The sequence below is a fragment of the Phormidium yuhuli AB48 genome (assembly GCF_023983615.1).
In the GTDB taxonomy this organism is placed as follows: domain Bacteria; phylum Cyanobacteriota; class Cyanobacteriia; order Cyanobacteriales; family Geitlerinemataceae; genus Sodalinema; species Sodalinema yuhuli.
Map to the genome: position 1 here is coordinate 2,806,211 of NZ_CP098611.1, position 20,481 is coordinate 2,826,691.

The following is a 20,481-nucleotide window of genomic DNA, read 5'->3' on the forward strand; positions in this document are numbered from 1 at the left end:
CACCGATGTCCTTGTCGACTATCAAAACTGACCTAAAACTTGCACTCACCTGGTGCTTAGCCTGGGGAGAAGAACAGCACCCTAAATATCATCGCCATCTCCTGGACACTTTTATCCAATCCAACGGTGAGGAGATTCCCGTAGAATTACAAGATATTGTCCAACAGGTTGAACAACTGCAAGCCATCCCCAGCGACGCAGAACCTGAAACCCTAATCGCCGTTCAGGAACTCGTTGGAGACATCTGGAACCAAACCACTCCTATTGGCCTCGTCTATGGGGGAGCAACTAAAATTAAACAGTATGTGTTCGACTCCGCTAACCTAATGGAGATTCGAGGCGCATCTGCCATTTTAGATCGCATTAACCTCATCGATATCCCTGCCTTTTTTGGCAAACAAAACCCTAATAATGACTTAGAAGACTACCGCAGTCCCCACAATTGGCTAAAACAACATGACCCTGAACTGGCCGATGCCTTAATTCCCCAACTTATTATTTACTCCACCGGAGGTAATGTCCTCGCCTTCTGTCCCGCCGCCTATACCCACCGTCTAGCGGATGCTATTGAAAAACGCTATACCCAAGAAACCTTAACCGCCAATAGTTGCGCCGTTGGTGAAACCTTCCGACTCTTAGAAATCCGGTTTGGCCTCTTTCAAGATAACCTCGACGCCACCCCCTGGTTCGATTGGTATCGAGATAACGCCAGCAATCCCCTGGTAGAGGCTTATTTCGGCAAAGCCACCCCCAATCAACAACGGGAGAACTTCTTTAACAGCAAAAGCTTCAACGAACTGACGCGCAAACTCGCCATCCGCTTTAACCAACGCCGCAGTGGCAATGATACCCCCTCCCGTGACACGACTCGCCGTTATCCACCCCACTTTGAGACACATCCTTACCTGATGCGGGATGATAACAATCGCATCTCTACCCTCGACACCATCGGTAAACTCCCAAGTCAACCTAAATTTTCCGAACCTCTGGCGCGGAAATACTTGATGGGACAACAGACGAAAGTTGAACGGAACAACCATCCTGACTGGTATCACAATTTAGGATTGGATTGGAATCCTGGTTATGTGGCTAGTTGGGTGGAAAAGTTTACTCAGTATCTCAACCATGAGTCTCGTCAACAGCGGTATTATCAAAATTGTCCCAATTCTTCGGTCACAGAAACTCGTAATGTTGAGGAAATTGCGAACGCTAGCGATGGATTTCTCAGTTTTATCTATGCCGATGGTAACAATATGGGGGGCTATATCCAGAAAATCAAAACCCCCGAAGAGTATTCGCAGTTTAGCGAACATATTTTTGAAGCAACAGAGAAGTCGGTTTATTATGCCTTGGCTAATCGTCTTCATCCCCATCAATTAAAAAACCTGAAAAAACAAGATAATCAGGATCGTAATGGCAACTGGGTTCACCCGTTTGAAATTATTACGATTGGCGGGGATGATGTGATGATTCTTGTTCCGGCTAATCAGGCGCTACAAATTGCTCAAGATATTGGGGAAAAATTTGAGGAGATTTTGGAACAGACGGGGCAATATCGTATTCCAGATGCGGTGAAGCCTTCTGCAAATCCTCACCGCGATCGCCGCCAACTTTCCTCATTCCGCAACAGCCAACTCAGTACATCAATTGGGGTGCTGACCACAAAATATGATACCCCAATTTACTATGCCAATCGCCTCGTTAATCAACTGCTTAAATCTGCCAAGAAATATGCAAAAAGCCTCAAGAAAGATAAGGGATACTTGGGAGGTACAATCGATATCTTAACCCTCAAATCTGTGACCATGATATCCTCTAATATTGAGGAATTTCGTCAGCAAGCCTTGGTCGTTCCTGGTCCACCGAAGCTCAAACTTCACGCTAGTCCCTATACTCTACAGGAAGTGGGGAGCCTGATTAACACAATTCAGGCGTTTAAGAAGTCTGAGTTTCCGCGATCGCAACTCTACCAAATTCGTAGTCTCCTCGAACGAGGCAAACAAACCGCGATCCTAAATTATCGCTACTTCCGCGTCCGCCTCAAGCCCAAACAGCAACAACTATTAGAAGACCACTTTGAACAGATTTGGTGTACCCCAAAAGCCGAAGAAAACAAAGGCAATCTAGCCCCATGGATGAGCAAACTAGGGGATAAAAATGATTCCACCCTCTATGAAACCCTTTGGCGGGATATCGTTGATTTATATCCCTTCATTGAACCTGATAGCCAGCTAGAGAATAACACCCTCTCAACACCATCGGAGGTATCGGGCCATGATTAACCTACAATCCCACCAAGTTGGGGAATCCTTGCCGCTCACCGCCACCCTAAACACAGCACTTTGCGTTGGCGCTGGGGGATCGTCGGGTTCCCTGGCCGACAAACCCATCCTCCGCAATGCCCGAGGACAACTCCTTATCCCTGCCTCGCAACTGAAAGGACGCTTACGACATGAATGTGAAAAATTGGCGCGGGGACTCGGCTGGCCCGTCTGTCAATCTCCGAATCCAAAGACTATGTGTCCCCAACGAGCGGGTTTGACGGACGCCGATTTCCAACGCGATGCCTATCGTGTTGAGGGAGATTCCCGTCATCATTGTCTCATTTGCCAAATCTTCGGTAACCCCAGTTTACCGTCTCAAGTGGAGGTCAATGATCTCATCTGTCATGGGGCGGCTGATACCCTTCCCGAGGTGTTACGTCCTGGTGTCACCCTCAACCGCCGCCGTCTCACGGCCGAAGACCAAAAACTCTATTTCTTGGAAACATCCCCCGCCAATCTCAATTTGGAATTTCAGGGAAGTTTGTATATTTATCCCCAGGCCCCTCCTTATACGAAACTCCTCCTCAGTGCTGCCTTACGTCACATTCACGCCTTAGGGGGCAGTAAATCTGCGGGTTTGGGCTGGTTAACTTGGACCACTTTGCCTGAGTTGGATCATGTGGATTGGCAGGGGTTACGGACTGGAGGTGTGGTATGAAACAGATTCAACTGACGATTACAGCAAAATCTGCCCTCGCCATCGGTCGCAAAAAACCCGGTTCCGTGAGTGAGGCGGCGGACTTTATCGCGGGTTCCGTGATTCGTGGGGCGATCGCCAGTCATCTTTTGCGCAGTCACCCCAACCCGCAACAACCTGAACCGGGGGATGACTTTTCCCGCCTCTTTGTTGAGGAAAAGGCGGCAATTTTCCACAATGCTTATCTCACCCTAACCCCTGACTCAGCCGTTGACCTATTACCGGTCACTGCTGTTAGTGCCAAAGCCAAACCGGGCTTCAAACCCAAGGGATATGGGGTGTTCGACACCCTAATTGATCGCTTCTGCGCCGAGGCTTGTGGACAACTCTATGATCCTAACTGTCCCGAGGCGGCTAAGGAAGGCGAGGGACGAGTCGAACCCTTTAGCGGCTTCTATGTGAAGACGAGTCAGGGGTATCAAACTGTCTCAGTGCCGAAACGACTCCTGACTCGGGTGGGGATTAACCGCCGTCGCGCCACGGCGGAAGAAGAAATCCTCTACAGTTTGGAGGTTCTCGATGACTACCGAGAAAATGGTGAGCCTGTTGTTTATCGAGGTGGGATTCTCCTTGAGGATGATTCTCTAGCGGATGCTTTAAGCCAATTTATCAACCAAAATTGCCAAAGATTTCGACTCGGGGGAAGTGCTTCCCGAGGACTCGGTCGTGTTGAGATGCAGGCCAAGGCAGTCCCCTGGACATCGAATCTGAATCAGCGACTGAAACAGTTTAATCAACTGCTACAACAACGCTGGCAACTGTGGAACAGCCTCTATCCGGGGCAATCGCTCCCCCAGCGCCATTACTTCACCCTCAATCTACAATCTGATGCCATCTTGCGTCAAAATTGGCGGCGCACCACCGTCATCACGGCAGAGGATTTAAAACAGGTGACGGGGGTTGCTGATGATAGCTTAACGCTCCACAACGCCTACAGTAGTTTTGATACGGTCTCGGGTTGGAATTCCGCCTGGGGTTTAATGAAAGATGTGGAACTGACAACCACGAAAGGAGGATTATATTTGTTTGGGACGAATCGCCTGGAGACCTGGTCGCCGGCTCTGAGTCAGTTAGAATATAAAGGGGTTGGCGATCGCACCCTAGAAGGATTTGGACAGGTCAAGGTCTGTCATCCATTTCATCATGTCGTTCGGGAGAATGCTCTATGAGTTCTAATCTGTTATCCCCCCAAGTCGAATTAAAGATTCAGCGAGGCATCCGTCAAGCCGAAGATAAAGTAGTGGTTGCGATTCAAGCGGCTTTAGATGACAAAAAGACCTATGGCGAGCTAGAGGAGTCACAGTTCCGTAACTTAGTCCGGGTTGCTGAGACCACTGATAGCACCGAGGTTATCAAAAACTTTCTTCGCTATCAAGTGGGACGAGATAAAAAATGGGGCCGGGGTAAAGCTTCATTGGCAAGTCGCATCATCAAAGATATTGACAATCTTTTGAAGAAATTAGCAGAGAAAATTTCTAAGGAAGTTGGTGAAGAATTTACGCAACGGGTTTGGCTTGATTTGATTCGTCGCTATCTCGGTTATGGCTCTCGCCATCTCAAGTATTTAAATCCAAGCAAAAAATAGGTTGAAAATAGCCTAGATTTTTTAGACTTCAATACCTTACTCAAGTAACTTAAAGTTGCCTGAATTAACTAAATTTCAACGAACTGGAATTGTTTATGTTTGATACATTCAGAAATCGACTCACCTTAACAGGAACCTTGGAAACCGTAACGGCTTTGCGGGTCAGTTCCGGTCGCTCCCTGGAACCGATTGGCTGCGATTTGCCCGTCATCAAAGATGCTCTAGGTCGTCCACTTATTCCCGGTTCTAGCTTCAAAGGTGCTTTGCGATCGCGTCTCGAAAGCTTCCTGCGGGGAGTATTTAGCGAGGTGGATGAGTCTCAACTCCGTCATTTTGTGGCTAATCCCAGTAATGAGGCAGAATGGTCAATTACGGCTTCAGAAATGCGGAAATTCAAGACTCAATATACCGATGATCGTCAACTCACGGAACAGATTCTGCAAAACACTGACTTGATTTCCCAGGTGTTCGGTTCTCCCTGGTTATCCAGTAAATTTCAGGTGCGAGATTTAACCATTGAGAATCCCGCTGAGAACTGGTTTGGACAATATCAAGAACGAGATGGAGTTGCCATCGATCGCGATACCGAAACCGCTGCTGAGGGGAAACTCTATGATTTCCAAGTCGTCCCTGCTGCTACGCCGTTTGAGTTCAAGGCAGTGATGGAAAATGCTGACCCCTGGGAATTAGGGTTGTTGATGTTGGGATTACACCAATTTGAAACCGAACAAATCCCCCTAGGAGGCGGGCGATCGCGAGGATTAGGGATTGTTCGCCTTCACCTAAATCGTATGGATTGGGTGAATCCGAGTTCCCCCGATGAACTTCTCAGGTATCTGCGAAATCTTGTCAATGACGAGTTAGATGACTATCGCTTAGATGACTCCCAACAACAGGAGTTGAAAGACCAATGGATGACGGCGTTCCTGACTGAACTGCGTCAGAGGTTACCGCAAAACAGAACACCCATGAATGATGTATCCTAGGAGATGCCCATGAGGATTATCCGCAAACCCACTGATTCATCCTTGAGCTTTCATCAATTTCTGGAAAATCTTCCTGATGAGGCAGGGAATTATGAACTTGTCAATGGACAAATTGTGCGACGACTTCCGACTCGTAAACATGACGATATTGCCGATGCCATTACCGACCATCTAAGACGACAGATTCGGCAGCATCAACAGAACTATCACGTCTCCGGCCGTATCTTTCTAAGAACCGAAACCTCCAGCGGGGTGCAACAGGGACGACATCCCGATGTTGTGGTAGTGGATCGTCACCTTTGGGAAGGGTCTCCCATGGCTCCCTCGGCACTCCTAGACCCTCCTCAGCTTGTGGTAGAAGTCGTATCCACCAATTGGGAAGATGATTATGTGGATAAGTTTGAGGAGTACCAACGATTTGCTATCCCTGAGTATTGGATTGTGGACTATCTCGCCGTTGGGAGTCGCCAATATTTAGGAAATCCCAAGGAGCCAACCCTATTCATCTGCACCTTACAAGAGGATAACACTTACAACATGACGGGATATCGATGGGGCGATCGCGTCACCTCTCCCAGCTTCCCTCAACTCAACCTCACCGTTGAGACCCTATGTAATCTATAACTCTCTGGCTGAATGTCATGCACAAGCGACTTGTCAACCACTGCACCCTGGACTTCAGTATTCATCCGGTGGGTCCTCTGCTCGTTAAAGCGGGTAAAGAAGGGGCCGATCCCACCAAACCGGATATGGAATTTGTCGAAACCTATCACGCCGGGGGGCGATCGATTTATCTTCCCGGAAGTAGCCTCAAGGGAGCCATTCGCGCTCATGCTGAGCGAATTGTTCGCACCGTAGGAGGAGATAAACGTCCCTCCGGAGGAAAATCGGGTCTCTGGGCCAATGACCCCCTTAACGATAACTACGATTATCTTGAGAAGAAAACACCCTGCGAAATCTATCGCCAATCCTCCTTTACGGATCAGATTTTTGGCAACACGGCCCTCGCCAGTCGCCTGAGAATCGAAGATGCCTATCCCAATCGAGACCATCCCTTGAAACTTGAAGAACGCAATGGTGTGGCGATCGACCGTGTCTTTGGATCTGTTGCCGTCGGACCCTTTAACTACCAAATTTGTACCGATGGAGAATTTCGCAGCAAAATCCATCTGAAAAACTTTACCTTGGCCCAACTTGCTTTGATTGGCTTAGTCCTGCGAGACCTGGATCAAGGCTGGTTTGGATTGGGGTTTGGTAAATCTCGGGGACTGGGGACAGTTGAAGTTCAATTCAACTCAGCCCAAGTTAGTTATCCTGGTTGTATTCTTCAAGATGGGCATATTCAAATGTTGGGGTCTAGCAAACGTTGGACAATCACTAAACTGTTGGGGGTGGGTGAATTTCTCACGGATAATCCCTATGGGTTTCCCGAAGACGATGAAGTGAGAGTTTCGGTAGGAGGGAAAGAGATGGACTTGGGCGTTGGAGTCCAGTTAACCTGGCAAGGGGCTGCACAGGTTAAAGAGATATTCATGGAAGCCATGCCAAAATGGCGGGAGTTGTTAGGAGGAGTGGCAGCATGAGTCAAGCATTTATTGGCTATCGGTCTGGTGTTTCGTTAGAGGCACTCACAGAGCAACTCCAAGGGGATGAGACGGGCTATTATTATCTACAATATGTCGATCGCGTTGAAGGGTTCCTGCCTCATCTGTCTGACAAGACACTCAGTCCTGAAGGACGACTGTTTAACCCCAAACGAGAACTACGCTGGCAGCAGCGGAGAGAGGACTATGACTTACTTTGGCTCGGTTGTGAACCGCCTCCAGAGACATTTAAGGCTATGGCAGGAGATTGGGACTATTGCGATCGCCCTGCTAAAGTTTACCTACCCACCGAAGCTCGTTTACCTAAAGGAGTTCCAGCAAGTACTCAGTCTTTGAACATTGGTCAGCGCTATTTCTGCGATCGCAATACGGCGATCGTCCATTTTGTTGCCTTAACTGTGAACTAATATGTCTCCATCACGCCCTCAACCTCCCAACAAGAAAAACTCAGCAGAAAAACCCTATAGTATTGTTCCCTTTCCTAGACAGCGTCCATCCCTAGATACACCAAAGTATCACGGTCATGAGAAGTATCACGAGCAGCAAAAGCGCCGCAGTGGACGCTTGCATCTCAAACTAATTGTGAAAAATGCCGTTCATATCTCCACAGGTGTGATGGTTCTGGGGGAGGATATCGAGCAACCAGAATACGAGATTCTCAAAACCATGCTTCGCGGTCATGACCAACATTTACTACTGCCAGCATCATCACTCAAGGGTGTCGTGCGTAGTATTCATGAAGCCATCACCAATAGTACATTGGGGGTCGTCAGCTCATTTGCTCGTAAGAAAGGATGGATTCCTCAACAGCGCAGTTTAAATCCCAAGAAAGTTCATCAGCTTTGCCTATCCAGCCGTTTATTCGGGGCGATGAACTGGCAGGGAGTTGTCCATTTTCAAGATGCTCGCTGTCAAACGGATGAGTTCAAGGTTAAGTTCCTACCATCTCTTTACAAACCAGAAGCGGAAATTTTCAACGAAAAAATAGACCGTAAAGACTTGAATGAAGAATACTTTGATATGTCATCTCGTAAAATTAAAGGTCGCAAATTCTATTATCATTTCTCACACCCAATCAATGAAGCGGAGAAAGGTGTTGTGGAAACAGGTGTTTCAGCTCAGCAAGCACTCGCAGAGTATGTATTTACGACCCAAATTCGCTATCACAGTTTGACTCCTGCTGAATTAGGATCTATCTTTGCGGCACTTGGTTTAGATAGACAATATGGTTTCTATCTCAAGGTGGGGGCAGGAAAACCGATTGGTTTTGGAACTGTCGAGGTTAAAATCACTGAAATTGAACAACCCCAATCGATGAGCGATCGCTATCGCAGCTATAACGCCGAACCTGAAGTGATTACTGGTGACGCATTAACACAATTTATTGAAACGTCTTTAACAGAGTCGCACCAGCAAAATCTCATTGACTCCCAACAACTGCAACAGATTGCTCAAATCCTATCCTATCCCAGCCAACGTAAACCTACACTTGAGTACTAAACATGCTTAACTCACATCGTTTATCAGAAAGACACTGGCATATTTCCCATGCGATCGCTTTGGAAGTTGTTTTAGACAAAACCGATATCAATGAATTTAAAAAAGCTATTTCTTATCTGCGAACCATCTCCCATCGCCGAGATTTGGGTCATCATTTTTTAACTTACTGCCAAACTTTAGAAAAAAATGGAAACACTATCGCACATAGCAGTCAAACCAAGCAATACTACAAATCTCTTTTGAGTATTTTTGATTACTACTTGCGCCAATGTTTAAAACAAGATTTCAACAATTTTGAAGTTTTGTGTGAGGTATTATGCTGGGCATCTAGTTTAGCTAAATACTATAAAACCTTATTGCCTAGCAATCGCCAGAATAACTCCAGCGCCGAAAATGAACTGAGACAGCGACTGGACAACCATCTGCAGACCATCAAAGAATTGCCGAGTGTCCCCGTAACTTCTTCACCTGAATCAACCTCAAACGTTATTGATGTAGAAAAAGGTCAAATCCTAGAGGCGATCGCGACCAAAAAAGGTAGTAAAAACAAGGTGACTTATGAATGTTTGGGGCAGACTTTTAGCGAAAAAGAAGCGAAGAACTACGACAAAATCCCACTTAATCAACCCATCAGCGTTGAAGTAAAATCATTAAATGAAGACGGAAGTATAAATCATATCAAATTCGCCGGAAGTCCTTGATAAAACTTAAGTTGAAATATAGCAGACTGATGAGAGAGTCTGAAACATGAACCGGACCTGTCAACAAGAAGCAGATTTTGCCGCAAGTAGTATTAACTATAATTGGCTAGACTTGTGGACTAAGGATTCTTAGTATCACGTCGCGTTAACCATGACAACAGCCAAGACGACCTCCCAAACAACTGCAAAGGTTAGAGAACAACTGAGGGCACTGTCAGATTAAGGACAGAGAGCTTATTGAGTGTGCAACGATTCGTTCATAACTGAGGAGTCCCTACTGGAGTTTGGGAAAAACGAAGACACCAGCAATGGCGATGGTATATCAGATGCTCTAGAGTCCTAGGGAGGCAGAGCCTCCAAGGGGACGTGTCACGGCTGGAGCCATGACACGAGAGTACACGAGAGTAACGTCCTAATAACCGGCTTCCTCTTCATACTCCGGCTGCTTGGTCTTCTGAGGAATATTCACCTTCGGAGGATCGTAGGCCCGCTGGTCTTCTTCCTCAGACCAAGCATCGGCCTCAATATCCTCATATTCCACCGGCTGAGAATAATCCGGATAATCCGCCTCCTCATACACCGGTTCCTCCCGATAGGGTTCCGGCTCATAGGGTGGCTCGTACTGACTGCGACTGGTGTCACTCCAGTTTTCCGTCTCCGGCTCGTCATACTCCACATACACCGGTTCCGGTTCTGGCTCGTAGAGAGGTTCCGGTTGCGGCTGCGTCCATTCGTCTTCGTCCCATTGCTGCTCAGCCTGGATGGCCTGACGGCGAGGTTCTGGGGGAGCGGTGGGAATACCACTACCGAGTTGATTCTCAGGACGAGCCGTTGGGGTGTAAAATTCTTCTTCCTCTTCCCGTTCCCAAGGCGCACTCCCTAACCCGAGCCGTTCCATGACGCCCACGGATAACTGAGTCAATCGCTCCTCAGCACCTTCAAAGACAATCAGACGATTGGGGCCACTACTGACAATCTCCTCAATGGGAAGTTCGTAGGTACTCAGCAACTGCTCGGGAATCTGGGGAATACCAATCGAGGCGACGATGATAGAGACGACCTTACCATCGCGGGTGTCGAACTTGAAGCCCCGGACTTTGCCCAGCAGTTCCCCCACCTCCGTGATGACTTCGCTGTTGATGATGGTGCTGTACATCTCAACATCGAGGTCGTCTTCGATGACTTCATCAGTATCCACTAGGATGACATCACCAATCTGGCGGATGCGATCGAGCTGCATATAACGGGGTAGGCCAGCCACCGCAAGGATATTATCCCGCATTCCAAGGGCGACCACCTCCCGGCGATCAATATCTACCCAAATTTGGCTGACGACTCCGAGCCGCCTCCCGCCGTCGCGGGTGATGACTTGGGTTCCTAACAGATCGGAGCGTTGACGGATGTGTTCGGATGTCATTCTAGATGGAATCCTACGAGTCGAATCCTGGTTAATATACTCTACTATCAGACCGATCGCTCTGGCGAGAGAGATTCTTGAGTATCTGTTGACGGTTGCTGCTGCAACGTTAACCCCAACACCTGGGTATAAGCACCTCGGGCCTGGGTGACACCAATGGTTCTCGCGGCGGCGGCGATAGTGGGACGGCGCAAACTCACGACAATAAATTGCGCGGCTTGGGCCTGCTTTTTAATCATTTTAGCTAATCGTTCCACATTTGCCCCGTCGAGAAACATATCTACCTCGTCAAAGGCGTAAAACGGGGAGGGCCGATAGCGTTGTAGGGCGAAGATAAAACTCAAGGCCGTTAGAGATTTCTCTCCCCCCGACATCGACGCCAAGCGTTGCACGGGTTTCCCCTTGGGATGAGCTACCAGGTTCAAGCCCCCATTAAAGGGGTCTTCCGGGTCGCTCAGTTGCAGATGTCCGTCCCCCTCAGACAGTTCCGCGAAGATTTGGGCAAAATTTTCATTCACCGCGTCAAAGGCTTCTTTAAATGCCCGTAAACGCAGGGTGGTGAAGTTTTCGATGCGTAATAGGAGTTCCTGACGTTCATCCTGGAGAATGGCCAGTTTCTCGCTCAGTTCCTCCAGACGAGCCTGAGTCCGCTCAAACTCCTCTAGGGCCAACATATTCACCGGTTCCATGGCTTCGATGCGTTTGGCGAGGCTACGGAGTTCTTTGTCCAAGGTGTCCAGTTTATGCTGGGGGGGAACCTCCGGGAGTGGGTTGGGGAGTTCTTGCTCTTGTTCTCGCAATTGGTCCCGTACCTGCTGGAGTTGTTCAACTCGTCCCTCTTGGGTTTCTTGCAGTTTCTGTAACCGCCAGTCGGTTTGTTGTTGGCTGACGCGCAATTCCCGCAGTCGGGCTTCGGCGCGATCGCGGGCCTGTTTCTCTTCCCCCAATTTGGCCTCAATTTCGGCAAAACTGGCACGAGTCTGAGCTATCTGCTCCTCTAATTCCTCTAAATGCTGTGCGAGTTGCTGCTGCTGTTGTTCAATCTCCTGACGGCGATGCTGAAGTTCCCCCAACTGCTGCTGACGTTCCTGAGTTTTCTCTGTCAGTCGCTCCTGTTGACGGACTAACTCCCGCAACCGTTCTTCCGCCTCCCGCAAACTCTGGGTGCGTTGGGCCAGGATTTCTTCCCGTTGTTGAATCTCCTGTTGATACTGTTGCCATTCTTGGTGGGTTTGGGATTTCTCCAATTCCGCCAGTTGGTCCCGCAGGCCCTGTAATTGCTGTTCCTGTTGTGGGAGTTCCTGTTGCAGTTGCTGGAAACGGGCCTGGGTTCTATCGAGTTCTTGGCGTTGTTGCTGTTGTTGCGATCGCCCCTGTTCCTGTTGCTGCTGTAAACTCTCAATATCCTGCCCCAGTCGTTCCCGGCGCAATTGCAGTTCGCGATGTTGCTGTTTCGCCTCCATCAGAGCCTTCGCCCCTAACTTCAGTTCACTACTCCAGCGTAAAATCTCCCCCTCACAGCGTTCGAGAATCTCGCCAATCTGCCGTAGGCGATCGCGCAACCCCTTCACTTCCGCCGATTCCCCACTATCCACATTGCCAAAATGCAGATGAGACGCTCCCCGCCGCTGACTTCCCCCCGTCATGGCCCCACTCGCTTCCAGGAGTTCCCCATCCAGGGTCACCATCCGGGCCTGTCCCAACAAACGACGAGCATTATCCAAAGAATCAAACACCACCGTTGAGCCAAACACATAGGCAAAAATGCTGTCATAGCGTTCCTCACAATCAATCAGATTCACCGCATAGTCAACAAAACCCGGACTCCGTTCCACCTCGGGAGCGCGTTGAAAGCGGGGGGCGTGAATCTTGTTGAGCGGTAAAAAGGTCGCTCGCCCAGCCCGTTTTTCTTTCAAAAGCTGAATCGCCGCTGAGGCGACTAAATCATCTTCAACGACAACAAAGCCCAATCGTCCCCCAGCCGCCGTTTCTAGGGCAATTTGCACGTCGCTCTCGACCCGTCCCAGTTGGGATACCAACCCACAAATTCCGCTCAATCCTGACTGTTCTACCACTTGACTGGCATAACTGCCCGAGGCTTCCTGGAGAGCTTGATTTTGGGCTTCGAGCTTATCGAGACGGCGTTGTTTATCCCGCTGTTCTTGCTGGAGACGGGTTTGGGTGTCTTGCTGAATCTGCAATTCTTCTTCGGCGGCTTGGCTGGTGCGTTCGAGCTGTTGCAGATGCTCCTGGGCCTTGGTTTCAGCCTCTTGGAGTTGCTCATACTCCTGTTGACTCTCGTGCAGTTGTTCCTCTCGTTGGGCGATCGCCGTCTCCCGTTGACTGAGTTGTTCCCCCAATTGAGCCAGTCGTTCCCGAAGTTGGGCCTGTTCCGTCCGTTGGGGTTCCAGGGTTCCTAGGAGGGTTTCGGTTTGCTGACGCAGTTGGGTTTGTTCTTGCACCCAGGCCTGAGCGCGATCGGCTAAGGCGTTAGCGGACTCTCGCGCGCGTTCCAGTTCCCCTTGAGCCAACTCCCGTGACTCCCGCCGGGTGGGCAGTTGGTCCGTTTCGAGCAGTTGCTGTTGTTGCCGCAGTTGCTCCTGTTGCTGTTGGCTTTGGGCGATCGCCGTCTCCGTTTGGGCGATCGCCCTCTCCAGTTCCTGACCGTGTTGCTGTAACTCCTCCCGTCGCTGCTGGCGTTGTTGCTGTTCCGCTTCCTGACGGGCCAACTCCGACTGACGAGCCAAGAGTTCCTCTTCTCCCAAGGCCTTCACCTGCTGATTCAAAATATCCAGTTCATCGCTGGCCTGTTTCAAGTTCTCCGTCAGTTGAGCCAGCGTCTCCTGAAGCTCCCGCCGAGTGCGATCGCCCGCCGCCAGTTGTTCACCAATCTGCTCTTGGCGTTGGCGCAATTGCTGCCACTGTAACACCCGGGCCCAAGCTTGTTTTTCCTGTAATTCCTGGCGCAACCGTTGATATTGTTCCGCTTTGAGGCGATCGGCGGCCAGGCGATCGCGCTGGGTTGTCAGTTCCTTCTCAACAATACGACAGCGATCCTCGCGTTCCTCAACTTCCGCAAACTTCTCTTGGGCCCGATCAATTTTGCGATCGAAGGCCGCCACCCCAGCCAACTCATCAATAATCTCCCGCCGTTCCCGAGCATTCATGGAGATAATACTGGTGACATCCCCCTGAAGCACCACGTTATAGCCCTCGGGATAGACGCGCAACTCATTGAGTTGTTCATGTAACTCCCCCAGAGTACAAACCTCACCATTAATCGCATATTGCGACGTATAGCCCCCCGAGCGAGTCACCCGTAGCCGCCGCGTCACCCGCCAATCGCGATGTTGGGGGATTTCCTCAGTTTCAGATATCTGGATATCCGGGTTCTCATCTGAGGGTTCATCCGACGTCTCATCGGCCGTCTCATTAGCCTGCACCCGTCCCCACAAGCGATCCTCCGGAGACAAGTCAAAGGTAACACTGACACTGGCCTCCACCGTTGACCTACGTTTATTTTGCTGTTGATTGACCAAATCCGGCAGGCGATCGGCCCGCATCCCTTTCGAGGAAGCAATCCCTAGACAAAACAACAGAGCATCCAAAATGTTGGATTTCCCAGAACCGTTCGGCCCCGAAATCACCGTGAACTCGCGACGGAACGGCACTCTCGTGGTTCCCCCAAAGGATTTAAAGTTAGTGAGTTCAATTTCCTTGATATAAACCATGGGGAAGGCAAGAGGCAAGAGGCAAAAGGGGGGAATACCAGAACCCGGAACTGGAGGTAGGTGAACCCGGGTCTTGGGGCGATCGCCCCCGAGAGCAGGGATTTGATAGAATGCCACTAAAGCTGACAGGGGAGCAAGGGAAATCCAAGTATGAACGTTGCCATCTTTGAAGTATGTCGCAATCCCGAAATTCGCAAACAAACGGAAACCCTCCTGCTCTCCCAAGCCTTTGAACGTCTCGGCATTTCCTGCCAAGTCTATAGCAATGATGGCATCTGGTCGCGACGAACCTTCCTCAATCCTAGCTTATTGCAGAACGCCCTCAGTGATGGGCCCCTTGATGCCGTTCATCTAGCTCTCCATGGCGATCGCGATGGTCTTGTCCTAGGATGGTCTCAAGCCGAAAAAATCCGCGATCGCCGTCCCCAAACCCGCCTCTCCCCCAATGCGATCGAGACCATGACCCAATGGCGGGGTAAACTCATCGTCAGTGGTGCCGCCAGCGTCTATCCCCTCGCCGACGCCTTCCTGCAAGCCGGCGCCTCTGGAGTCGTCGTCCCAGAACGCTCCATCTCCTATCAGAACCTCGTTCCCTTCCTAGACATCTTCTATGGCAAGCTGGCGAATCGTCAAGCTCCCCAAACTGCCCTCGACAGCGCCATTCGCCAATTCCCCGATCTCCAAAGCTTTCGCCTCCTCTCTCGTCGCAATACTCCCGGATTGAGTTAAGCCCCCAAACCCATCCCCCAGTCCTCTTGACAAACTCTTCCCTGACAATTACTCTCATTAAGGTTGCTGCTAATTCAGAATAGTTCTAAATTAGCAGCTGCCAATCATCCTAAACGATGGCATTGAACCATCCCGAGCCTAATCCCTATCAGGCCCGGCATAGTTCAATGCCGATCTCCGGGACTGAACACCCAAGTTAGTTTCATACCCCATGGGAAATCGTCGGTTTACTATAGCCGATGCCCCTGGTTTTGAGTGGATTGCCCGAGCTAGCTGCTCTTCTACAACTAACAATTTTTATCAACTTTCATCCCCATACCCCCTGAGAGGATATCATGAAACGAAGAACCGTCATTTCTCTGATTAGCCTAGCCACCGCCACCAGCACCCTACTGATCGCCTGTGATGCCCAGGATAGTCCAACAGCCGATGGTGCAGCTGATGGTGCAGCCGGTGGAGGAGATGCCCTCGTCGTTTATTCCGGTCGTGGGGAAGATCTCATCGGTCCAATGTTCGAGCGTTTTGAAGCCGAAACGGGTATTCAGGTCAATGTCCGCTATGGCGACACCGCCGAACTGGCTGCCACCATTCTCGAAGAAGGTGATAACTCCCCAGCCGATATCTACTTCGCCCAAGATGCCGGGGCCTTAGGGGCCCTACAGGTCGAAGGTCGAACTCGCAATATCCCTGACAACCTGCTCAACCAGGTCGATTCGCGCTTCCGTTCCCGAGAAGGACAATGGGTTGGCATCACCGGACGGGCCCGAGTCTTTGCCTACAACACCGATATGCTCGATGCCGAAGACGTTCCCAACTCCATCTGGGACTTAACCGAACCGGAATGGTCTGGTCGAGTTGGCTGGGCCCCCACTAATGGCTCCTTCCAGGCCTTTGTTTCTGCTATTCGGGAACATGAAGGAGAAGAGCGGGCCCGGGAATGGCTCGAAGGTATGAAAGCCAATGATCCCCAAGTTTTTCGCAACAATACGTCCATTGTTGAAGGTCTCGGTCGCGGTGAAGTAGAAGTAGGATTAGTCAACAACTACTACCTAGCTCGTTTCCAAGCCGAAGATCCCAACTTCCCCGTTGCTCACCATTACCCCAGTGGTGATATTGGCTCCATGATTAACATCGCTGGGGTTGCCATCCTCAACAGTACCAATCAACCCGAGGCCGCCGAAGCCTTCGTCGAGTTCATGCTCAGCCCCGAGGCCCAACAACACTTCGCCGAAGGAAACAGTGAATATCCCTTAATTTCTGGCATTGAACCTCCCAATGACCAATTGCCTATTGCTGAGATTAACCCCCCGGATATCGACCTGAGCAGTTTAGAAGACTTAGAGCAATACTCCGGACAGATTTAGGATGCAAGAGCACCGTAGGATAGGAGTTCCGAGTAGTTGGGATGGGATTTAATTAAAGTCGGGTCTAAGTCAAAGCTGTCGATAAATAGGTCAAAAAGATGCTCATTGAGAGCCAAGCGTTTGAGAGAGGCGATGGAAAAACTCAAAGGTTCAGCACGAGTGTGGGTCGATTGTAAGGTGGCTTTGGCTAAATTGAGAGCCAGGAGACTGGCATTAACATGAGAGTCGAGGGCTTCAGCGGAGCGGGCCTCACAATCAGAGAAGCCCAGAAACTGACGAGCATCGCGAAAAATAAACTCAATTTGGAAACGAGCGGTGTAACAACGATAGAGATGGAGGGGGTCAAGGGTGACATCGGTGGAAAACAAGACCACGTAACTGCGTCGTCCATTCTGCTCTTTGAGCAAATAAGCCAAACGAACCGGTCGTCGAAAGTTAACTGACCAGACCACGGCTGTGTATAGAGAAACTCCTTCGTCTAAAGTGGCAACGAAAGTCAAACGACTCGGGTCAGTCAAATCAACCTTACCGTCATAGCGACGGGGGCGACCTCGTCCCCGATGAGGGCCGTCATAAAGAAACTTAAGATTAGCATCGCTGCGCAAGCGACCGATGGCCTCGAAGCCTAAGCCCACCACCCCATTGACCCACTTGGACTTGCTGTAAAAGCCATCCGCGACGACATAACGAATCCAGTCCGGGAAAAAGATGGTGCAGTAAGCCAGATGCCCGAGGTAGAAATCCAAGCGGCTCCTCGAAGCCACTTGGTCTTCGGTCGGGGTCTTCTCGGTTCTCAAGTCGGCTTCCGTTTGTTGGGCTGACAAGGTATAGCCCGTCTTCTGCTGCAAGTCAACAATAGCTACAACAGACCATTCGAGTCCTTTTTCGGCTCGTTGAGCTTTGCTGTTGTAAAACCAATCCAAGCCATGGGTGTGACGACCACTTTTCTCGTTGAAGGTGCAATCGACTACTACTATCTGTTCGCTGTCCTCGGGTCGTAGCTGTTCGATTAAGCGGCGGTTGAGACGTTCGAGTCCTAGACCCGCCTCGAAGTGTCGCCGATAAGTCCGCTCGTTTATCTGGCTGTAGCGGCTGAGATTCGTATAGTTGACTCGACCACAGACGACAAAGAGAGTGGTCATCAGGGTCATCAAAAATTTCTGCTGGGGTTTGCTAAATGTTTCCACCAGACCCGCTACAATGCTCTTGAGGCTATCCATCTGTGCAGCTTTGTTAGATTTACCACCTGCACTTTAGACGATGGATAGCTTTTCTCCAACTCGGCGAACCCACACCGCCGCTCTCTGGCGTCTCTGCCAACGACCTCCGCTCCCCCCCTCGGTAACTCGCTTTCTTTTCCCAACTCGACTTGTTGCACGAGACGGCACCTCCCCGGAATCCTTTGCCAGATACCGGTGACAGGCGTTTGTCTTACTGACTCAACTCAATAACGCCCAAAAAACTGTCCGGAGTATTGTTAGAGGGAACCCTGACCTTATTACAAGAAACCGGGGTCTTGTAAGGGACTTCGTACATGGGACTGTACCTGTCCTGATGAGGCTACATTGGCTACAATGTGGCCTTTGTCGTACCTTTGCCCCTGTCCATCACCCCTACCCTCATGGCGTTACAATCTCAAACAGCCACATCTGCCAGTCTGCCCTCCGGGCGATCGCGGCCCCCCCTGTTCCTTGTTCTCATGGCCAGCCTGGTCGCCGTCGGCATGGCCTTACCCTTGGCCTACCTAATCTTACGAGCCTTGGGAATCGGGGTGGTGGACTTTTGGGAAATTTTACGACGGCCGCGAACCATTCAGGTCTTTTTTAACAGTATTGGTATGGTCTTGGCGGTCACCGTCCTCTCCGCCTTAATTGCCATTCCCCTAGCATTTCTCACCGTCCGCACCGACTTACCCGGGCGGCGGTTTTGGAGTGTCACCTCCAGTCTACCTCTGGCTATTCCCACCTATGTGGGCAGCTTTGCCCTCCTGGCCTTTGCCGGTCCCCGAGGAAGTATGCTGCAAATTCTCCTAGAACCTTGGGGAGTGCAGCGGCTACCCTCAATTTATGGTTGGACTGGGGTGATTCTAGCCACAACCCTATTTTCCTATCCCTATCTTCTCCTAACTGTGCGAGCCAGTCTCCAGGGGATGGACCCCGCTATGGAAGAGGCCTCCCTGAGTCTAGGCTATAGCTATTCTGAAACCTTTTGGCGCGTGACCCTACCCCAATTGCGGCCCGCGATCGCCGCCGGGGCCCTGCTCGTGTCTCTCTACTCCCTTCAGGACTTTGGCACACCAGCACTGATGCGTTTTAACTCCTTCACCCGCATCATCTTCCTACAATATCGAGCCAGCTTCGATCGCAGTATGGCAGCGGCCCTCTCCCTAGTCCTAGTTGCCCTAGTCGGATGTATCCTCTGGTTAGAATACCGGGCCCGGTCCAAAGCCGCCTACTATAGCAGCGGTTCCGCCAGTCAGCATCAGCCCACATTAATTCCCCTAGGCCCCTGGAAATGGTTAGCCCTGGCCTTTTGTAGCCTGGTATTTCTCAGTTCCCTAGTCATGCCCCTCGCGGTACTCATCTTCTGGCTGGGACGAGGCATGATGGCGGGCCAGAGTCCGATTGACCTCGTCACAGCCATGCTCCCCTCAGCCGTCAACTCCATCTACGGCTCAGGCTTAGCGGCACTCATCGCCGTTATCTTTGCCCTTCCCATTGCCATTCTTGCCGTCCGCTTTCCCAGTCCTCTGAGCAGCCTTTTAGAACGACTCTCCTATATCGGCTTTGGGATGCCCGGAATTGTCGTCGCCTTATCCCTCGTCTTCTTTGGGGCCAACTACATGATTGGCTTGTACCAAACCCTACCCATGCTCCTGTTCGCCTATTTAGTCCTCTTCATCCCCCAAGGGGTAGGAACCTTACGCAGTTCCCTGTTACAGATTGCTCCCAGCCTAGAAGAGTCAGCTCGGAGTTTAGGGCGAACCCCCTGGCAAACCCTACGGGAAGTGACCATCCCCCTACTGCGTCCAGGACTCATCAGTGGCGCGATGTTAATTTTCCTCACCGCCATCAAAGAACTCCCCGCCACCCTATTACTCTCTCCCATCGGTTTCCGCACTCTAGCCACAGAAATCTGGCAAGCCACCGCCGAAAACGCCGCCTTCACCCAAGCCGCCGTTGCCTCCCTGATGATGCTCGTCGTCTCAACTCTCGCCACCCTCATCATCCTCTCCCAAGAGCGACTCACTCGGAAAAGGCAATAGGGGGAAGAAGCAAAACTGGACAGCCTCAGGGGACTGCCCAGTATCAATGCGGTGATACCCACACAGAGTTAATAACGGGGAACGCGATTAGTTGCTCGGGGCAACCTTTTCCTTGAACAGTTTGCCAGCGGAGAAGGCGGGAACCTTGGTGGCGGGGATGACCATCTTGTCGCCGGTTTTGGGGTTACGACCTTCACGGGCCTTACGATCTCTGGCTTCAAAGGAACCAAAGCCGACCAGGGTCACTTTGTCATCGCTCGACACCGCTTCCACAATGGTTTCCAGGGCTGCCGTTAGAACAGCGTCCGCTTCCTTTTTCGTGACGTTCGCTTTCGCGGCGACGCGATCGACGAGTTCTCCTTTATTCATGTCTGGATGTCTCCTTAAGGTCAGATAGTACGGGTTCGTAACTGCCTAAACGGGTCTTGAGGACACTTTAGGCAGGAAACATCGGATAGGCTTTTTAGACTAAAAACCTCGAAACTCTTGGTCTTACGATGTTTCACTGACTCATTCTAATGGGTGTTTGCCCGATCTGGATCGCAGAAAGTATTAATTTATCTTGATTTTAGGATTTT

Annotated in this window: 17 protein-coding genes; 13 read left to right on the top strand and 4 right to left on the bottom strand. The window is 50.6% G+C overall.

Features of this window, described 5'->3' with window-relative positions; translation table 11 throughout:
- The first annotated feature begins 5 nt into the window (after positions 1–5).
- From cas10 to NEA10_RS12040, 10 genes are all read left to right on the top strand, one after another.
- Positions 6–2,282 carry a type III-B CRISPR-associated protein Cas10/Cmr2 gene (gene cas10 / locus NEA10_RS11995; RefSeq protein ID WP_252660426.1) on the top strand — a complete coding sequence of 759 codons (2,277 nt, stop codon included), beginning with the start codon at positions 6–8 and terminating at the stop codon, positions 2,280–2,282.
- Complete coding sequence (locus NEA10_RS12000) at positions 2,275–2,982, top strand: RAMP superfamily CRISPR-associated protein (protein WP_252660428.1); 708 nt, start codon at positions 2,275–2,277, stop codon at positions 2,980–2,982. The genes cas10 and NEA10_RS12000 overlap by 8 nt, the downstream gene beginning before the upstream one ends.
- A complete protein-coding gene (gene csx10, locus NEA10_RS12005) occupies positions 2,979–4,190 on the top strand; it encodes a type III-D CRISPR-associated RAMP protein Csx10 (RefSeq protein ID WP_252660430.1) in 1,212 nt (403 codons plus the stop codon). Before NEA10_RS12000 ends, csx10 begins: the two co-directional genes overlap by 4 nt.
- Positions 4,187–4,606 (top strand): hypothetical protein, encoded by a 420-nt coding sequence (locus NEA10_RS12010; protein ID WP_252660432.1) that lies wholly within the window; start codon positions 4,187–4,189, stop codon positions 4,604–4,606. Before csx10 ends, NEA10_RS12010 begins: the two co-directional genes overlap by 4 nt.
- Positions 4,607–4,701: 95 nt before the next feature.
- On the top strand, positions 4,702–5,592 hold the full coding sequence (csx7, locus tag NEA10_RS12015; RefSeq protein ID WP_252660434.1) for a type III CRISPR-associated RAMP protein Csx7: 891 nt from the start codon (positions 4,702–4,704) through the stop codon (positions 5,590–5,592).
- Positions 5,593–5,601: 9 nt separating this feature from the next.
- Positions 5,602–6,216 (top strand): Uma2 family endonuclease, encoded by a 615-nt coding sequence (locus NEA10_RS12020; RefSeq protein WP_252660442.1) that lies wholly within the window; start codon positions 5,602–5,604, stop codon positions 6,214–6,216.
- A 17-nt stretch (positions 6,217–6,233) separates the two neighbouring features.
- The gene (locus NEA10_RS12025) at positions 6,234–7,175 is read left to right on the top strand and encodes an RAMP superfamily CRISPR-associated protein (protein WP_252660444.1); all 942 of its coding nucleotides are present in this window, start codon (positions 6,234–6,236) and stop codon (positions 7,173–7,175) included.
- Positions 7,172–7,603 (top strand): hypothetical protein, encoded by a 432-nt coding sequence (locus tag NEA10_RS12030; RefSeq protein WP_252660446.1) that lies wholly within the window; start codon positions 7,172–7,174, stop codon positions 7,601–7,603. Before NEA10_RS12025 ends, NEA10_RS12030 begins: the two co-directional genes overlap by 4 nt.
- A gap of 1 nt (position 7,604) precedes the next feature.
- Positions 7,605–8,696: an RAMP superfamily CRISPR-associated protein gene (locus NEA10_RS12035; protein ID WP_252660449.1), complete on the top strand. Its 1,092-nt coding sequence runs from the start codon at positions 7,605–7,607 to the stop codon at positions 8,694–8,696.
- A gap of 2 nt (positions 8,697–8,698) precedes the next feature.
- Complete coding sequence (locus NEA10_RS12040) at positions 8,699–9,397, top strand: hypothetical protein (RefSeq protein WP_252660451.1); 699 nt, start codon at positions 8,699–8,701, stop codon at positions 9,395–9,397.
- 412 nt (positions 9,398–9,809) lie between these two features.
- Here the strand turns inward: NEA10_RS12040 and NEA10_RS12045 are convergent, their stop codons facing one another.
- Both NEA10_RS12045 and smc read right to left on the bottom strand, forming a co-directional pair.
- The gene (locus tag NEA10_RS12045) at positions 9,810–10,814 is read right to left on the bottom strand and encodes a PRC-barrel domain-containing protein (protein WP_252660453.1); all 1,005 of its coding nucleotides are present in this window, start codon (positions 10,812–10,814) and stop codon (positions 9,810–9,812) included.
- Between the two features lie 47 nt (positions 10,815–10,861).
- A complete protein-coding gene (gene smc / locus NEA10_RS12050) occupies positions 10,862–14,545 on the bottom strand; it encodes a chromosome segregation protein SMC (RefSeq protein ID WP_252660460.1) in 3,684 nt (1,227 codons plus the stop codon).
- A 150-nt stretch (positions 14,546–14,695) separates the two neighbouring features.
- Here smc and NEA10_RS12055 point away from each other — a divergent pair, with 150 nt between their 5' ends.
- The gene (locus NEA10_RS12055; RefSeq protein ID WP_252660462.1) at positions 14,696–15,274 is read left to right on the top strand and encodes a hypothetical protein; all 579 of its coding nucleotides are present in this window, start codon (positions 14,696–14,698) and stop codon (positions 15,272–15,274) included.
- Positions 15,275–15,609: 335 nt separating this feature from the next.
- Positions 15,610–16,638 (top strand): iron ABC transporter substrate-binding protein, encoded by a 1,029-nt coding sequence (locus NEA10_RS12060; RefSeq protein WP_252660464.1) that lies wholly within the window; start codon positions 15,610–15,612, stop codon positions 16,636–16,638.
- Here the strand turns inward: NEA10_RS12060 and NEA10_RS12065 are convergent.
- Entirely contained in the window at positions 16,635–17,858 is a 1,224-nt protein-coding gene (locus NEA10_RS12065; protein ID WP_309494104.1) for a transposase, read from the bottom strand. The two genes, NEA10_RS12060 and NEA10_RS12065, sit on opposite strands and share 4 nt — an antisense overlap.
- A 401-nt stretch (positions 17,859–18,259) precedes the next feature.
- On the opposite strand from NEA10_RS12065, the gene NEA10_RS12070 reads away from it, so the two are divergent.
- Positions 18,260–19,903 (top strand): ABC transporter permease, encoded by a 1,644-nt coding sequence (locus NEA10_RS12070; RefSeq protein WP_252660466.1) that lies wholly within the window; start codon positions 18,260–18,262, stop codon positions 19,901–19,903.
- A gap of 87 nt (positions 19,904–19,990) precedes the next feature.
- Here NEA10_RS12070 and hbs read toward each other — a convergent pair whose 3' ends face one another.
- Positions 19,991–20,272, bottom strand: a complete 282-nt coding sequence (hbs, locus tag NEA10_RS12075; protein ID WP_068790183.1) for a non-specific DNA-binding protein Hbs — start codon at positions 20,270–20,272, stop codon at positions 19,991–19,993.
- Positions 20,273–20,481: the final 209 nt, after the last annotated feature.

Excerpts from the sequence above, each read along its gene's own strand:
- cas10 (WP_252660426.1), top strand. The coding sequence starts at position 6 with ATGTCCTTGTCGACTATCAAAACTGACCTAAAACTTGCACTCACCTGG.
- hbs (WP_068790183.1), bottom strand. The coding sequence starts at position 20,272 with ATGAATAAAGGAGAACTCGTCGATCGCGTCGCCGCGAAAGCGAACGTC.
- smc (WP_252660460.1), bottom strand. The coding sequence starts at position 14,545 with ATGGTTTATATCAAGGAAATTGAACTCACTAACTTTAAATCCTTTGGG.
- NEA10_RS12060 (WP_252660464.1), top strand. The coding sequence starts at position 15,610 with ATGAAACGAAGAACCGTCATTTCTCTGATTAGCCTAGCCACCGCCACC.
- NEA10_RS12020 (WP_252660442.1), top strand. The coding sequence starts at position 5,602 with ATGAGGATTATCCGCAAACCCACTGATTCATCCTTGAGCTTTCATCAA.
- csx7 (WP_252660434.1), top strand. The coding sequence starts at position 4,702 with ATGTTTGATACATTCAGAAATCGACTCACCTTAACAGGAACCTTGGAA.
- NEA10_RS12025 (WP_252660444.1), top strand. The coding sequence starts at position 6,234 with ATGCACAAGCGACTTGTCAACCACTGCACCCTGGACTTCAGTATTCAT.
- csx10 (WP_252660430.1), top strand. The coding sequence starts at position 2,979 with ATGAAACAGATTCAACTGACGATTACAGCAAAATCTGCCCTCGCCATC.
- NEA10_RS12055 (WP_252660462.1), top strand. The coding sequence starts at position 14,696 with ATGAACGTTGCCATCTTTGAAGTATGTCGCAATCCCGAAATTCGCAAA.
- NEA10_RS12030 (WP_252660446.1), top strand. The coding sequence starts at position 7,172 with ATGAGTCAAGCATTTATTGGCTATCGGTCTGGTGTTTCGTTAGAGGCA.
- NEA10_RS12065 (WP_309494104.1), bottom strand. The coding sequence starts at position 17,858 with ATGGATAGCCTCAAGAGCATTGTAGCGGGTCTGGTGGAAACATTTAGC.
- NEA10_RS12045 (WP_252660453.1), bottom strand. The coding sequence starts at position 10,814 with ATGACATCCGAACACATCCGTCAACGCTCCGATCTGTTAGGAACCCAA.
- NEA10_RS12035 (WP_252660449.1), top strand. The coding sequence starts at position 7,605 with ATGTCTCCATCACGCCCTCAACCTCCCAACAAGAAAAACTCAGCAGAA.
- NEA10_RS12040 (WP_252660451.1), top strand. The coding sequence starts at position 8,699 with ATGCTTAACTCACATCGTTTATCAGAAAGACACTGGCATATTTCCCAT.
- NEA10_RS12010 (WP_252660432.1), top strand. The coding sequence starts at position 4,187 with ATGAGTTCTAATCTGTTATCCCCCCAAGTCGAATTAAAGATTCAGCGA.
- NEA10_RS12000 (WP_252660428.1), top strand. The coding sequence starts at position 2,275 with ATGATTAACCTACAATCCCACCAAGTTGGGGAATCCTTGCCGCTCACC.
- NEA10_RS12070 (WP_252660466.1), top strand. The coding sequence starts at position 18,260 with ATGGCGTTACAATCTCAAACAGCCACATCTGCCAGTCTGCCCTCCGGG.